The 15,248-nt window shown below is 61.3% G+C and carries 14 protein-coding genes; 4 read left to right on the forward strand and 10 right to left on the reverse strand.

The genetic code is table 11. The features are described 5' to 3' along the window. Positions 1-40: 40 nt before the first annotated feature. The 6 genes from BM400_RS14780 to BM400_RS14805 all read right to left on the reverse strand — a co-directional run bounded on the left by BM400_RS14780 (position 41) and on the right by BM400_RS14805 (position 8,092). A complete protein-coding gene (locus tag BM400_RS14780) occupies positions 41-1,378 on the reverse strand; it encodes a DUF1501 domain-containing protein (RefSeq protein WP_089840133.1) in 1,338 nt (445 codons plus the stop codon). A 30-nt stretch (positions 1,379-1,408) separates the two neighbouring features. Beyond that, the gene (locus BM400_RS14785) at positions 1,409-3,607 is read right to left on the reverse strand and encodes a DUF1800 domain-containing protein (protein WP_245781884.1); all 2,199 of its coding nucleotides are present in this window, start codon (positions 3,605-3,607) and stop codon (positions 1,409-1,411) included. Positions 3,608-3,787: 180 nt separating this feature from the next. Then, positions 3,788-5,224, reverse strand: coding sequence for a hydroxysqualene dehydroxylase HpnE (hpnE, locus tag BM400_RS14790; protein WP_281245506.1), 1,437 nt, complete (start codon positions 5,222-5,224; stop codon positions 3,788-3,790). Further along, positions 5,170-6,108: a phytoene/squalene synthase family protein gene (locus tag BM400_RS14795; RefSeq protein ID WP_089840135.1), complete on the reverse strand. Its 939-nt coding sequence runs from the start codon at positions 6,106-6,108 to the stop codon at positions 5,170-5,172. Before BM400_RS14795 ends, hpnE begins: the two co-directional genes overlap by 55 nt. Then, positions 6,105-7,043 carry a squalene synthase HpnC gene (gene hpnC, locus BM400_RS14800; RefSeq protein WP_089840137.1) on the reverse strand — a complete coding sequence of 313 codons (939 nt, stop codon included), beginning with the start codon at positions 7,041-7,043 and terminating at the stop codon, positions 6,105-6,107. The genes BM400_RS14795 and hpnC overlap by 4 nt, the downstream gene beginning before the upstream one ends. Beyond that, positions 7,040-8,092 carry a zinc-dependent alcohol dehydrogenase gene (locus tag BM400_RS14805; protein ID WP_089840140.1) on the reverse strand — a complete coding sequence of 351 codons (1,053 nt, stop codon included), beginning with the start codon at positions 8,090-8,092 and terminating at the stop codon, positions 7,040-7,042. Before BM400_RS14805 ends, hpnC begins: the two co-directional genes overlap by 4 nt. 101 nt (positions 8,093-8,193) lie before the next feature. On the opposite strand from BM400_RS14805, the gene BM400_RS14810 reads away from it, so the two are divergent. Beyond that, a complete protein-coding gene (locus BM400_RS14810) occupies positions 8,194-8,973 on the forward strand; it encodes an MlaE family ABC transporter permease (protein WP_089840141.1) in 780 nt (259 codons plus the stop codon). Positions 8,974-9,057: 84 nt separating this feature from the next. Next, positions 9,058-9,897: an ABC transporter ATP-binding protein gene (locus BM400_RS14815; protein WP_089840144.1), complete on the forward strand. Its 840-nt coding sequence runs from the start codon at positions 9,058-9,060 to the stop codon at positions 9,895-9,897. Positions 9,898-9,917: 20 nt separating this feature from the next. On the opposite strand, the gene BM400_RS14820 is transcribed toward BM400_RS14815, so the two are convergent. Then, positions 9,918-10,922: an acyltransferase family protein gene (locus tag BM400_RS14820; protein WP_089840146.1), complete on the reverse strand. Its 1,005-nt coding sequence runs from the start codon at positions 10,920-10,922 to the stop codon at positions 9,918-9,920. 101 nt (positions 10,923-11,023) lie between these two features. Here BM400_RS14820 and BM400_RS14825 point away from each other — a divergent pair, with 101 nt between their 5' ends. Continuing rightward, complete coding sequence (locus BM400_RS14825; protein ID WP_089840149.1) at positions 11,024-12,439, forward strand: pyridoxal phosphate-dependent decarboxylase family protein; 1,416 nt, start codon at positions 11,024-11,026, stop codon at positions 12,437-12,439. Positions 12,440-12,607: 168 nt separating this feature from the next. On the opposite strand, the gene BM400_RS14830 is transcribed toward BM400_RS14825, so the two are convergent. From BM400_RS14830 to BM400_RS14840, 3 genes are all read right to left on the reverse strand, one after another. Beyond that, positions 12,608-13,240 carry a flavin reductase family protein gene (locus tag BM400_RS14830; protein ID WP_245781885.1) on the reverse strand — a complete coding sequence of 211 codons (633 nt, stop codon included), beginning with the start codon at positions 13,238-13,240 and terminating at the stop codon, positions 12,608-12,610. A 21-nt stretch (positions 13,241-13,261) separates the two neighbouring features. After that, entirely contained in the window at positions 13,262-14,101 is an 840-nt protein-coding gene (locus BM400_RS14835) for an alpha/beta hydrolase (protein WP_089840153.1), read from the reverse strand. 81 nt (positions 14,102-14,182) lie between these two features. Further along, positions 14,183-14,578 (reverse strand): FtsB family cell division protein, encoded by a 396-nt coding sequence (locus BM400_RS14840; protein ID WP_245781886.1) that lies wholly within the window; start codon positions 14,576-14,578, stop codon positions 14,183-14,185. A 125-nt stretch (positions 14,579-14,703) separates the two neighbouring features. Here BM400_RS14840 and BM400_RS14845 point away from each other — a divergent pair, with 125 nt between their 5' ends. Next, positions 14,704-15,210: a hypothetical protein gene (locus BM400_RS14845; protein ID WP_089840155.1), complete on the forward strand. Its 507-nt coding sequence runs from the start codon at positions 14,704-14,706 to the stop codon at positions 15,208-15,210. Positions 15,211-15,248: the final 38 nt, after the last annotated feature.

Consider the following 15,248-nt stretch of genomic DNA (forward strand, 5'->3'; position numbering starts at 1 on the left):
GGTCTCGCTTCTGAGAATTGGGGCACCCGCCGCAGACACGTTACACAAAACCCAAATTATTGGTTGCAAAGCTTCCTATATTCGGGAAGATCGTCGGCAACTGCGCCGCGCTCACCCCAAACCACTGCGCCAACGTAGCCGCATACTGCGCACTCGCCGTCGTCGGAACCCACCGTCCATTCGACCCCGAGTCATCCGGCCCGCCAAGCGCCAGCGTTGGAAACGTCCCATACATCTTCCCGCCCTTCACTGCGCCACCCATCACGATATGGTGCGATCCCCACGCATGGTCGCTCCCTGTATTCGAGTTCGGCTGGAACGTCCGCGAGAAGTCCGACATCGTAAACTGCGTCACCTGGTTCGCCACCGACAGCTCCTGCGTCGCCGCATAAAAGGCCGCCATCGCCGGGCTCAACTGCGCCAGCAAAGCTCCCTGCAGCGCCACCTGATTCTGGTGGGTGTCGAAGTTCCCCACCCCCGCGAAGAAGATCTGCCGCGACACTCCCAGCGCCGCCCGCACCTGGATGATCTGCGCGATCTGCTTCAACTGCGCGCCAATGCCGGTAGCCGGAAACACCGTCTGCAAAGGCGTCACCGACTGCACCGCGTCGGACAGCGTCTTCGCATACCCATACGCGTTGGTCATAATCCCCTGGTCCGCCTGCACCAGCGAAAGCCCCGAGCTGAACGTCAGCAAAGCCTGGGCCGTAGCCTGCTGCGCCGCACACTCCGTCGTACCCTCGCTGCATTGCGCGTTGAATACATTGCCCGTGCTCACAGACACCGGCGTACTCTTCACCCCGTTGCAAAACACCGTATCGCCGGCTACCGAGGTAATCATCGGCACCTTCCCATTCGGGTTGAACGCGACATTCGTGAGGTCCGCAATCCGCCCCGCCCAACCCGTGGCAGCCGAAGAACTCTGCGAGGCATTCTGCCACTCCAACTGTTGGTCGGTATGGGAAAACAGGTTCACTGGAAGCACCTGACCCGCGAGATACTGCGCCCTGGTCGTCGGCTGCACGAGCGTTCCGACATTGGTAACCATCGCTGTTACATTCGCGTTGAACAGCGTGGCAATATCCGGCAGGTTCGCGTTGAGAGCAAAGTTCGGCGCCGCACCCAACTGGATCAGCGAACTCTGCGGGAGCGCCAGGGGACCGCGCACCGAAGCATAATTCGCGTAACCCGAAGTATCGAACTGCACCAGCATATTGTTCGCATCGTTCCCGCCATAGAGGAAGATGCAGACCAGCGCCTTATAGTCGGTTGAGTTTTGTGCCAGCGCATTCAACGCGCCGAACGGCCTCAGTCCGGCGGCATTCCCTGCCGCGGCCAGCGATGCGTACTTGATAAAACTTCTGCGGTTCACGCCCATGTGCACCCCCCATTGTTCCAAGCTCAAGTCCTAGTGCAGAACCTTGTACTGCGGCGACGTGATAATCAGATAGGTGGCAACGCGCACCCTCTGACCCATGTCGGTAAGCCCCGCGATGTGGTTGATAATCGCGGTCCGCATCGTCGCGGGCATCTGCCCATGCATGAAAACGATTCCGAGTGAGTCGACCAGGTTCGCCGGGTTTGCTGCCGTCAGTCCAAGTCCGCTCGTCGCCGATAGATTCCCTGTAAATCCACTGATGCGGTTGTAGACCACGTTGTCCGCGAGCGTCAGCCGCAACATCCCTGTAGCGGTGTTCTCCTGTCCAAACTCCGGAGCATTGATCGTCGAATCGGGAATCACATAGTCCGGAGGAAAGAAGTTGAAGACGCTCCCCGCCGCATAGGGTCTTTCGTTCAACGTCGCAGAATAATTGCCCAGTGCAGAGTAGTCACCCACCGAACTCGAGTTCACAAAGCCAAGACCCCGGATCACATTCGCGACATACAGGATTCCCTCGCGCAGGTGCCCGCCCTCAGCACCCTCGTTCGTGTCTCCCGCCCTGGCTTCACTGTCGGTCAGAATGGCCTTGATGACAGCCTGCATATCGCCGCGCACCCCGTTGCCGTTGTTCGCGAAAACAGCCGCCACACGCGACACATACGCCCCGCTCGGATTGCTCGCGACGAGATGCTGGATCAACTGCCGGCAGACGAACGGCCCTACATTCGGATGGCTGAAGAGGTTCGCCAACGCGCCTGTCAGGTCCTGCTGGGAAGTTCCGCCGGCAGACAGTACCGTGCCGTTCAGAAGCATCTTCGCCGTCGTATCGTGCGCGCTTTCGACCGCCACCATGGGCAACGCATAGTTCGCCGTGTTGTTCGGAAACTTCGTCGGAACCCCACCCGCCGCCGTGGCATAGGTCCATCCCGTATAAGCGCGGGCGAACGCCTGCACCTGCGCCTCCGTGTACGTCGGTATGGGATTCCCCGTGCTATCCAGTTGCGGCGTCCCATCCTGGTTCAGCAGGTTCAGACCCACCGAAAACAACTGCATCTCTTCCCGCGCGAAGTTCTCATTCGCAATCTGCCCGTTTCCCGGCTTGTTGCTTTGTAGCATGTTCAGATAGCCGCCCATAGCGGTCGAAACCGTCACGTCCTTCATGATCGTCGCAAAGTTAGAAAACGCGTCTGTCGCCAGCATGTTCTGGTACGTCACGACGGACTGCGCGTTCACAGAATTGGTCGACACAACGAAGATCTCCGCGAGCGCAAGAGCCACGCGCTGCCGCAGCTGGTCAGGCCCAGTCAGCGCAGCCTGCCACCACTCCGACTGCTCACACGGCGTCAGGTTCGTCGCGGTGCAGATGGCCTTGGGGGCCAGAGACAACGCAGGCAGAAGCGTCGGAGCCGTGTTGAACTGCTCCGTCAGGTACGCGCCGATCCCGACGGTCTGCACATGCTGAATATCGGCGAGGGTCGGTCCGAAGGTCGCCTGGTCAAGAAGCCTCGCGGCCGCCGTCAACGACGCGGCAACCGAGGTCACCGAGGCCTGCACCGTCGCAGAGCTGCTCGATCCCGGGTCAGGATTCACGACCGTAACCGGTACCGTTGCCGCACCCGCTGTTAGCGTGATGCCGGCCTGCAGCTCCGTCGGAGAAACGTACGTCGTCATGACCGCGGCACCGTTAATCTGGATCGTCGCCCCAGAAGCGAAGTTCGCACCAACGACGTCGAGCAGGTAGGAGGTTCCCGGGGAGGTCTGAGTCGCAGTCCCGGCAGTAACCGATGGAACGGGATTCCAGATGGCCTCGCTCACCGATCCTGAAGCCGTCGGCGACGCCACACTCGCCGCCGAGATCGTCACGGGATTCGTGCCGGGCAGGCTAAGCGGAGGCGTATACACGCCCGCCGTCGAGATCGTCCCCGTAGCCGCAGCCCCTCCGGCAACTCCATTCACCTTCCAAGTTACGGCGCTGTTGGTGGTGTTCGTCACGGTCGCGACAAACTGCACCGTCGAACCAAGCCTCACCGAACTCGCCCCGCTCACGGAAACCGTCACGGCAGAACTCGTCGGTGTCGAACTGCTCGATCCGGACGAACCGCTGCACCCGGCCAACCCAAGAGAAGCCAACCCGCACATGCTCAGCCGTGCCACCCATACGCCCTTGTTCGTCAAAGCGACCTCCACAAACGACCGCATCTTTCCCTCACGATCCCGAGGGCTCATGCGCTCCGTTTCGATAGAAATTTAAGCTTCAGGGCGAAGGCAGGAAGGAACACGTCTGGGCCCGGAAACGCGTGCGTACCAGTACCAAACCTAGCGGCATCAGTAAGTTGCGTAGAAAAATTTAATTATTGGCATCAACCGCAAACCCCCCGCAGCTTTGGGACAGAAGCATGCCGCTGACTACGCGAACAGACGCATGAACCCTTCCGCATCCGGCTCCGCCATCAGAAACCGATCGCGTTCGCCGACGACTTCCCCCGCAGCCAGCCTTCCGCTCCGCGCCGCCCCCTCCATCGTGGAAGGCCAGTCCGTAGCTGTCCAATCCCCCGCCAGGTAGAACCCATCCAACCCGGTCCTCTGGCCAGGCCGCACCGCATCCAGCCCCGGAGTCACCGAAAATGTCGCCCGTGCTTCCTTCAGGATGCCGCTCTTCAGCAGCTTCGCCTCCCGCACCCCGGGGAAAAACCGCGCCAGCTCCACCAGTGCAGGCTCCAGAATCTCCGCACGGCTCATGGGCAGCTCCGTCTTCGATCCGGCGATTACCAGTTCGACATAACTCCCTCCACCCGTCCCGCGAATCCGGGACTTGTGAAAGAACCACTGGATCGTCGTATCCAATAACCACGCATGGTCGAGCGTCGTGATCTCCCGATCGTACCAAAGCAGAATGGAGATAAACGGCGCATGCACAAAGCGCCCCATCGTCTCCAGCAGCTCCGTCCGCACCTCCTCGCCACCCTGCAACGACATGCCGCGAACCAGCTTTGTCGTCTGTTCGAACGGCAGCGCCAGCACGACGTCATCCGCAACAAAAGTCTTCGCTCCCGCGGCGATTACCCAGCGACCATCCGGCCCCTGCGTCAGGCCCTCCACGCTGGTCCCGAGCTCCACCCGCCCCCCCTGTGCCTCGATGCGCGCCACGCCGGCGCCATAGAACTCACTCAGCGGAACGGTAGGAATCCCTAACTTACCGCCGTATGCCGTCTTCAGAAACAGCTCGTAGAAAACCTTGCCGCCATACTTCATGGAGCAGTTGTCGGACGAGTCATTCAGCGTAGCCAGCACGATCGGCTCCCAGAAGTGCCGGATCGCCCCCGCCGTCTGCCCCGTCCGCTTGTACCAATCCGCGATCGACCCGGCATCCGGCTCATGATTGCCTCGCGCGAAACCCAGCAAGCCACGTGCAATCGAAGCCTTATCCGCCAGCGTCAGCATACTCGCCTTCGCGAAGCTCGCCGCATAGTGCAGCGGAGCCGGCAAGCCGCTCAACGCAATCGTACTGGCCCGCCCGCCCGGCTCCAGAAAGGTCTGCTCGTCGTACCAGCGAATCTTTCCATCGAGTCCGGCGTCATGACAGAAGTCGATCAGGTTGGTGCAGCAGCCAAGCAACACATGCTGCGAGTCGACCGTCTCCTCGAGCGCCGGATGCTTGTACGAGTAAGCTCGCCCGCCCACGAACTCGCGGCGCTCCAGCAGCGTCACGCGCTCTCCCGCCTTCACCAGGGCGCTCGCGGCATTCAAACCGGACACACCCGCCCCAACGACAATGATCTCCCGCCCGCTCAACGAGCCCCCTTCAGCCGCCGCGCCATCCTCGCGCCCTGCGCCAGGATCCACAGCTTCTGCACCGTAGGCAGACTCACCCGCTCGCTCACCGGATATCCCTTCGCAGCAATCTTCTCCAGCAACTTCCGGTAGATCGTCACCATCACCCAAAGCGCCGCGCGGCTGTCGGCATCGATCATCGGCAGCAGCGCCTCGGCGGACTTGTAGTACTCCTTCGCCCTCTCCCCCTCGCACCGCACCAGGAACTTCACCCCACGCCCCACAATGCCCTGCTCCGTCGCGATGACAATCTGCTCGACGTCTGCTCCAGCCTTCTTCATGTCGTCCAGCGGCAGATACACCCTTCCCCGCTCGGCATCCTCCTTCACATCGCGCAGGATGTTCGTGAGTTGAAACGCAATCCCGGTCTCTTCGGCCAGCTTCTCCGCCGCTGGATCCGAATACCCAAATACTTTGATACAAACTAGCCCAACCACTGAAGCCACCAGGTAGCAGTAACGATAGAGCCCCTCGAAGGTCTCATATACCTGGTACGTCGTTACGCCCTCGTCCGCAGAAGTCACGCCGATTCCGGCGACGCCCTCCTGCTCTGCCTCGAGATCCAGCGTCGTTCCACGCACCAGATCCTCCAGCAACTCGTCCGAGATCGCGAACCGCGTCTGCGCATCGCTCAGCGCGATAAACACCGGATCGTCGGTCGCCCCACCCGAGCGAGCCGCACGCCACGCCCCCAGCCAAGCCGCCATCGCCACACGCCGGGCCTCCAGCGTGATCGCCTCATCATCGGCAAGATCATCCGCCTTGCGCATAAACGCATACACCGCGCACATCGCGTCGCTCTTGGCCTGCGGAAGCACCCGGAACGAGTAATAGAAGTTCTTCGCCTCACGTTTGGCGATCACCCTGCACGCTGCGTACGCTGCCTCTACGGTCACCGCTTGCCTCCAGCCCAGAACTTGGCCCACAGAGCCCCAGCCAGCAGCATCGCCTTCTTCGCCTTCGTCACCACAGGGCGCCCGCGCAGCACATCGTACCCCTGCGCTTCGATCCCATCGAGGATCGCCTCGCCGCCCTTGCGGAACAGGTCCAGCGTCACGCGCAGCTCACCATCCACATGCTGCGAGATGACCCCACCCTCGGCCAACATGGCCCGCGTCTCCGCCACCAGGCTCTGCATCATCAGCGCAAACTCCCCGGTAAACACGCGCCCCAGGATCTGCCCCTCGTCCACGCCGCACCGCTCCATCACTTCGCCGGGTAGATACCGCCGTCCGCGCTCCGCATCCTCGACCACGTCCTGCCAGAAGTTCGCCAACTGCAACGCCGTGCACACCTTGTCCGACAGCAGTGCAAGCGTCTCCTCGCGATACCCGCACACCATGAGCACCAGCCGCCCCACCGGGTTGGCCGAGTAGCGCGAGTACTCCATCAGCTCGCCCATATTGTGATAGGTGGTCTTCACCTGGTCCATCTGGAAAGCCACCAGCAGGTCGAGAAACGGCTCCCGAGGCAAATCGCACGCGACCACCGTCTCCCGCAGCGCCACGAAGATCGGATGCATCGACCGCTCCGGCGCGTCGTAGCACTCGTTCAGCATCTCGCCGAAGGCCGTCAGCAGCCCCTTGGCCGTCTCCGTATCGGCAACCTCGTCACCAAGGTCGTCCGCAACCCGGCAATACGCGTAGATGCTCTCAAAGTGCGGCCTCACCTCTTTCGGGAGAAAAAACGTCGCCACATGAAAGTTCTCGTAGTGCGAGCCCGTCAGCGCCTTGCACCACGCGTTCGCCTCATCGAGCGTTGGCCTCTCGTCGGGCGTCCAATAGGCCTTGGGCCCCTGCTTCAAACTATGGTCCACAGCCGCCTCGATCATCGCACCCCACCCGGAAATACCGCCGTCTTGATATCCCGCACGCCGCTCACACGCGCCATCATCCGCGGAAACTCCGCCGGCACGCCATCCAGCCCGATCCGTCCCGTAATGTACTCCGCGCACTTGAACCTGCCGCTCGTCACCAGCCCGAATGCCCTCCGGCACGTCGCCGGCGTGTGATGGAAACTGGCCTTCAGCGTAATGTCCCCATAATGCAGCCGATTCGTATCGAGTTGCACCTTCGTCCCCGACGGCGGCCCTCCGAAGAAGTTCACCACGCCACCCTTCCGCACCATATCGACCGCCCACTCCCACGTCTGCGGCACCGCCACGGCCTCGATCACGACATCTGCGCCACGCCCACCTGGAGTCAGCGCGCGAGCCGCCGCGACGACGTCGTCATGCTCGTCCACCCTCACCACCTGGCGTGCGCCAAAAACCTTCGCCACCTCCACCTGGTCCGCCCGCTTCACGACCGCGATCACATCGACGCCCGCGATCTCCGCGACATGCATCAGCATCAACCCAAGCGGTCCAGCGCCGATCACAATCATCGAATCCCCGGACTTCGCCCCTGTTTCTTCAAATCCACGCACCGCACAGGCCAGTGGCTCCGTCAAAGCAGCATGTTCAAACGGAACGTCGTCCGGCACACGCAGCATATTCTTGTCCACAATCCGGGCTGGAATCCGCGCATACTCCGCATAGGCCCCGTTGTTGAACAGAAGGTCCTCGCAGAGATTCTCCTGCCCGTGCAGACAGAAGTAGCACGCGTCGCACGGAGCCGAGTTCAGCGGATTCACCCTGTCTCCCAACGAAAAAGCTGTCACCCCCGAACCCAACTCGACAATCGTCCCTGCGAGTTCATGCCCAAACAGCATCGGGGGCTTCCCCATCGCCGCGTGGTAGCCTCGGCGGTAGACCTTCAGGTCCGTTCCGCATGTCAAAGCCGCGCCAACACGCACGATGACCTCGCCCGGACCGGCTACCGGCATCGCCACCTGCTCCAGGCGCAGGTCTTCCTTCCCATGCAGTACCGCCGCTGTCATCTCCGTTATCACCCTGTTATCTTCTCACTTCCCAACAATCCTCATCCATTCGAGGAACGATTTCGCTCCATCTGCATCTGATACAGTGAGCCATAAACCTGATGCCATTTGTTAGCCCAGAGGCCTTTGCCAAAGACAAGATCGGTGCCATCCAGGATTACTCCATCCTGTCCGGCCGCGCAGTCGCGAACCTATTCTCGAAACCCCGTTACTGGGCCGACATCTTCACCCAGATGGACTCGATTGGATTCGGATCGCTGCCCATCGTAGTGCTCACGGGATTCTTCACCGGATGCGTGCTCGCGCTCCAGTCCGCCACCTCTCTGCAGGCCTTCGGCGCCGTCTCGATGACCGGCTCCCTCGTCGCACTCTCCATGGTCAAGGAGCTCGGCCCCGTTCTCACCGGCCTCATGGTCTCCGGCCGCAACGCCTCCGGCATGGCCTCCGAGATTGGCTCCATGAAGGTGACTGAGCAGATCGACGCCATGCGTGCCCTGGGCACCGACCCCATCCGCAAGCTGGTCACGCCGCGCATCTCCGCGACCGTCTTCATGCTCTTCTTCCTTACCATCCTGTCGGACGCAGTCGGCATCGCCGGCGGAGCGCTCGTCTCGGTCACTCTCCTCGGCCTGAACGCCAGCTCTTACTTCCACAACTCCTACCGATCGCTCGAATACGCCGACGTCGTCCAGGGACTCACCAAGCCGCTCTTCTCCGGATTCATCATCTCCACCGTAGGCTGCTACTTCGGCATGAACACCAAGGGAGGCACGCAGGGCGTAGGCCGAGCCACCACCCAGGCCGTAGTCGTCTCCTCCGTCTTCATCATCGTGGTCGACTTCCTCGTTAGCCGCGCCATGATCGGCATCTTCGGTCGTTAGTTTTCTGCTCTTCGCTTGTCGCTTTGCTTGGTTGTCATCCCCGAAGGGGATCTGCTTCTTCCTTTGCTTGTTCTTTACCCCGATATGGCCACCACAACCGTCCCCCAACCCGAGCCCACCACCGACGAGCGCCGTGGACCCGTCGTCGCCTTCAAGAACGTCTCCATCACGTTCGATTCTGGCAAGCCCGTCCTCGATGATCTCTCCTTCAGCGTCGAGCGCGGCCAGCAGCTCATCATCCTCGGCCCCGCCGGCACCGGCAAGTCTGTACTCCTCAAGCTCGTCGACGGCCTCCTCCAGCCCGACAGTGGCTCCATCCACGTCTTCGGCGAAGACATCGTCGCCATGCGCGAGCGCGACCGGTTCAAGCTCCGCGCCCGCATCGGCATGGTCTTCCAGGAGTCCGCGCTCTTCGACTCGCTGAATGTGGAGGACAACGTGGCCTACCGGCTCAACGAAGGACGCGTCCCCCTTGAGGAATCCCACAAGCGCGTCGAAGAGGTCCTGAACTTCGTTGCCCTGCCCGGTGCCATCGCGAAGTTTCCCTCCGAGCTCTCCGGCGGTATGCGTCGCCGCGTCTCCATCGCCCGCGCCATCATCACCAAACCCGACCTCATCCTCTACGACTCGCCCACCGGCGGCCTCGACCCCATCACCTCGACCACCATCGTCGAGCTGGTCGTCAAGCAGCGCGACGTCTCCCACACCACCGCCCTGCTCATCACGCACCGCCTCCAGGACGCCTTCACGCTCGCCACCCACCAGTGGAACTTCGAAGAGAACAAGATGGAGCCGATCCCCAACGGAGGCATCGACCCCAGCACCCGCTTTCTCGTCCTAAACGAGGGAAAAATCGTCTTCGAAGGCAGCACCCAGGAGCTCGTCCACTCCCCCGACCCCTGGCTCAAGCAATACCTCTCCTGATCCGTCCCGATGAACCAGGATTACGTGCGCGCATCCAGATCGTCGACCCCGGCACGCCGCTCCAGCCTGAACGCCATGCGCTTCCCCATGTTGATGAACGGTTCTTCGATGAGATGGTAACCGGCGAAGGACATGATCGCAACACTCGCGAGAAGGACCGGAATCTGAAGCCAGGCCGAATAGCCTTTCAGCAGATGAATCCCAAAGAAAATTCCGAATGGGTGCGTAAGGTAGACACCGTAAGAGTACTTCGCAACGATCTTGCTTATCTTTTGGACAGCCCCATATCGTATCTGATGAAAGAACGGAAGGCTAAGACCCAGGGCTAAAGAAGTCCACCAATCGACACGATGTTTGGGAAACAGCACGAAAACGCAGCACAGCACGGCAACCAGCAAAGGAAGCAATGCAGCAGGGAGAATCGGCCTGCGAAGGCGGAAGCCAACGTACGCGATCACGCCGGGAAGAAAGTCCGGGATCAGCACGGCAAAAAAATTCCCCTGCTGCCCGGGATACATCCCGTTGAGTAGAGAAACTGACAACACCCACATGATGAGGAGGGGCCAAATCGCGAGTTCGCGCGCCGTAAACGCGAAGAGCATGGGCAGGAAGACATACATGTCAAGCTCCATGGGCAGGCTCCAGGTCACACCGGCAATCGAACGGCCACCACGGAGGTTCTGTATCAGAGCGAGGTTTTCAAAAAGCCCCTTCAGGCTCCCACGGACCAGGGGAATATAATTCACTTCGTCGCCACGGTCAGGCGGGAAACCAAGAAGAAAAGTCGCCAAAATGATCAGCATCGCAAAGGGGTAAATGCGGAAGATCCGACGGATGTAGAAGTTCAAAGTATGGGGATTGCGCTCCAAAGACCACATCAACACCAAACAGGTATGGACAAAAAAGATGTACACCCCAAAAAGACCGATGTTGTAACCTTTCAACCCCTTGTAGACCAGCACGTGATCGGCCACAACCAGCGTCACAGCGATGGTGCGCAGGAGGTCAAGATTCGGTTTCTCCATACAGTGTCCAAATATAGCAGGCACCCAGTCCAGCCTCTGGAAGTACCTCCAACCACCTTTCTTCAATTGCCCTCCATATCTCCATCCACTAGCATCACCCCATGACCCCCGAAGAGTTCCGCATCCACGGCCACCAACTCATCGACTGGATCGCCGACTACCGCGCCACCCTCGCCGGCCGCCCCGTCATGGCCGCGACGAAACCCAAAGAAATCACCAACCAACTCCCCACATCCCCCCCACAAGACCCGGAGCCCTTCGAGCAAATCCTAGCCGACCTCGACACCGTAGTCCTCCCCGGCCTCAGTCACTGGCAGCACCCCCGCTTCTTCGGCTACTTCCCCTCGAACGGCCTCCTCGCGGGCGTCCTCGGCGACCTCGCCTCCACCGGCCTCGGCGTCCTCGGCCTCGCCTGGCAGTCCTCTCCAGCCATCACAGAGATCGAAGACGTGACCTTAGACTGGGTCCGCCAGATGGTCGGCCTCTCCATCAACTGGCACGGCGTCATCCAGGACACCGCTTCAACAAGCACCCTCGTTGCCCTCATCACCGCCCGCGAGCGCATCACGAACTACGCCCTCGCCCGTGGTGGCCTGCAAGCCGAGCCCAAGCCCCTCATCATCTACGTCTCCGCCCAGAGCCACTCCTCCGTCGACAAAGCTGCCCTCCTCGCCGGCTTCGGCCGCGACAACATCCGCCTCGTTCCGACCGACGCCGACCTCGCCATGCGCCCCGCAGCCCTGGCCTCCATGATCGAAGCCGACCTGGCCGCCAATCTCCTCCCCTGCGCCATCGTAGCCACCACCGGGACCACCGCCACCACCGCCATCGATCCCGTCCAGGCCATCGCCGACCTCGCCAGCCAACACAACCTCTGGCTCCACGTCGACGCCGCCATGGCCGGCTCCGCCATGATCCTCCCCGAGTGCCGCTGGATGTGGTCCGGCATCGAGCAAGCCGACTCCCTCGTCCTCAACGCCCACAAGTGGCTCGGCGTCCCCTTCGACTGCTCCCTCTACTTCGTCCGCGACCCCGAGCACCTCGTCCGCGTCATGAGCACTAACCCCAGCTTCCTCCAATCCTCGGTCGACGGCCAGGTCCGCAACCTCCGCGACTGGGGCATCCCGCTTGGCCGCCGCTTCCGTGCCCTCAAGCTCTGGTTCATCCTCCGCGAACAAGGAGTATCAGGCCTGCAGTCCCGTCTCCGCCGCGACCTCGCCAACGCCCAGACCCTGGCCGCCGTGGTCGCCGCCACCCCCAACTGGCGCGTCGTCGCCCCCGTCCCTCTCCAGACCGTCTGCATCCGCCACGAACCCGATGGCCTCACCGGCGAAGCGCTCGATACCCATACCAAAGCATGGGCGCAAGCCGTCAACGAGTCCGGCGAGGCTTACCTCACCCCGGCCACTCTTGACGGACGATGGATGGTCCGCATCTCCATTGGGGCCCTCCCCACCGAAGCCGGCGACATCGCTCAAACCTGGGCCACCATCCGCCGCATAGCCGAAAGCTCGTAGCTCAAAGCTGATAAGAGAACACATCTTCCCCCACGCGTGAGTGCAATAACTCCTGCGCAATCAATACTTTACAAACGGAAATCCTTTCTTTTCAATACCTTGCAGGAAAGTCCAGCGCTAACTTCAACCGTTTGAAGACTTTACGCCAAAACCCAGGGGGGGGAGGTACTACCGCTTCCCCTTCTCCCACTCCGAGTAAGGAATCCGCGGCACCTCGACAAACGCATCCCGCGTCTTCACATAGGCACCCAGCCCATTCATCCTCCCAACGGCATGCAGATCCTTCGCCAGCACATGCCCGTGCCCATCCATGAACCGGTCCTCGATGTACATCCCTACGACCCGCCCCATCACAATCCGGCTCTTTCCAATCTCGATCGTCTGAAACTCAACGCACTCCAGCGCCGCATGCGCCTCCGCGATCCGCGGAACCTTCACCAGGCTCGACGGCGTCGTCGTCAGCCCAGCCATCTCCACTTCGTTCACGCCCTGCGGGAAGTCCGTCGCACACACATTCATCGCGTCCAGCAGGTCTTCCGTGACGACATTCACCACAAACTCGCCCGTCCGCCGGATATTCTGCGCCGTATCCTTCCCCGACCAAGTCCCCGGCCGGTTCATCACACCCATCCCGATGATCGGCGGGTCCGTGCAAAGGTAGTTGTAGGAGCTGTATGGGGCGGCATTCAGCCGGCCCTCCTCATCCATGCTCGTCACCAGCGCAATCGGCCGCGGAGCGACGAGCCCGATCAGCAGGTTATACGTCTCACGGGCTGTAGCCTTCTCCATCTCAATATGCACGCAGACACCTCAACATCGAGGCTACAACATCGCCCGCTTCACCCCACCCAGCACCACGGGCCACGCCTTGCTCAGCGGATCGATCAGGTCGAAGTGATCCGCTCCCGGAATGATCGTCACCGTCACACGATCTCCCTGCCGGCGGGCCTGCTCCGCCCATCGTGCCGGCAACTCCGGCGGCATCTGCTGGTCATTACTCCCTTGCAGCAAGACCTGAGGCACCCCGAACGGAAGCAGCTCCCCCGGATTGCCCCCGCGATACCGGTCCGGCAACTGCTTCGGAGACCCGCCCATCAGCGTATAGACCTCCGTCTTGTCATGCGCAAACGTAAAGTACCCCGCCAGATCGCACGTCAACCGGAGATCCACCGCACCGGCCAGCGAAACCACGCCACGCAATCCCACCAAAGGAACAATGCCTCCAACCGGGGAGTCATGCGGAACATGGTGTCTTCCCGCCAACCAGAATGCCAGGTGCCCCCCAGCGGAATGTCCCATTGCCACCACCCGCTCCATGTCCAGCGGATAGCTCACCGCCAGTTCCCGGCAGAAGTCGAAACCTGCCGCTACATCCTGAAACGTAGTAGGCCACCCACCCCCCGTGTACCCCACACGCCGGTATTCAATCGACCAAACAGCATATCCCTGCTCCTTCAAAGCAGCGCAAAGGTGCCCTGCGTGCGCCAGGTCGTACTCCGACCGCCACCACCCACCATGGACAAACACCACCAACGGCACACGAACCCCGAAAGGTAGATTCTTCGGCAAAAAAAGGTCACCGAATTGCAGCGCACCGGTTCCATAGTGGATCCTGTGGTCCGCCTCCGGCGGAGTCCTCTCCAACACATTGGAAGTCTGCATGCTTAGAGAACGCGGGTCATTCCCAAACGGATGGCGCATTCGAAAAAGCATTGAAAGGATGTGATGGGATGGAAACCCGACCTACTGTTTTGTAGTCGTTCCCGCCGAAGAAGACTTCGCCGGATCCGGCGGAAGCGTGTAAATCACCTCACCCGGCCTGGTGTAGTGCAGCTCTTCCCGAGCCTGATGCTCGATCGCGTTGGGATCGCTCTCCAGCCGCTGCGTATGATCCTTCAACTGCCCGTTCTCGCGCCGGAGGTCGTCCAGTTGCGCGCCCAGCCGCCGCGCCTCTTCCTTCTTCTGGCTATAAACGATCAGCCCATTGTGCCCAAAAACAACGTGATACCCCATCGTCACGGCCAACACAGCCGCCGCTCCGGTAGCCAGCTTTGTCCGCTGCGCCCAAAGCTTGAGCGCAAGCCTGCTCAGCGTCTGAAACGACCGCCCACGCATCACCGAGTTTTCTTGGTGGTTCACAATCCCAGTACACTTCCCCCGCTCTTCATCGTCAATCGGCAATAGCATCCGGGAATCAAGCTTCTACATGCCTGCGACGATTCCAGTGCAAGAACGCCCAGCACTTGGTATTCTTCTGTTTGCCGATGGGAATTCTTTACGCCATCTCGATCCTGGCCTTCTCCGCTCTGCTGTGGGCCGCACTCTCCGTCGCTCGACACGTCCGGCTCAGCCAGCCCGTCGACGAAGCCCCGCTTCCCCCAGCCCGCAAACCATCAACCGGAGAGCGTCCCTTCCTGGAGCCCGAAAGCACGGCCCCTCCCTCCGCGCCCGCCCCGGCTCGTCCCTTTGAGTTCTTCGATCCCCGCGAGTTCAAGCTCCATCCCACCCAGAATCAAATCCAGACTCCGGTCCAGACGCGGCCTTTTATCTCTCCCGTCACGCCGCCGACAGTCACCCCTGCAGTAGCAGGGGAACTCCAGACGCACGATCTCCCGATTCACGGGGTGCGCCGTCCGCCGCGCAAACCCGCACCTCCACGCGTCTCCGACCGCTTGGACTGGGCTTACTTCAATAAGGATCTCGGCGATCTTAACGATCCCGAACCGGCCAACCGCGCCACTCCCAACCGGTCTAATATCAAACAGGCCTGACCCGGCTATCCACCAAGCCAGATCCGGTGCCGCACTGA

It is taken from the genome of Granulicella pectinivorans, assembly GCF_900114625.1.
GTDB lineage: Bacteria > Acidobacteriota > Terriglobia > Terriglobales > Acidobacteriaceae > Edaphobacter > Edaphobacter pectinivorans.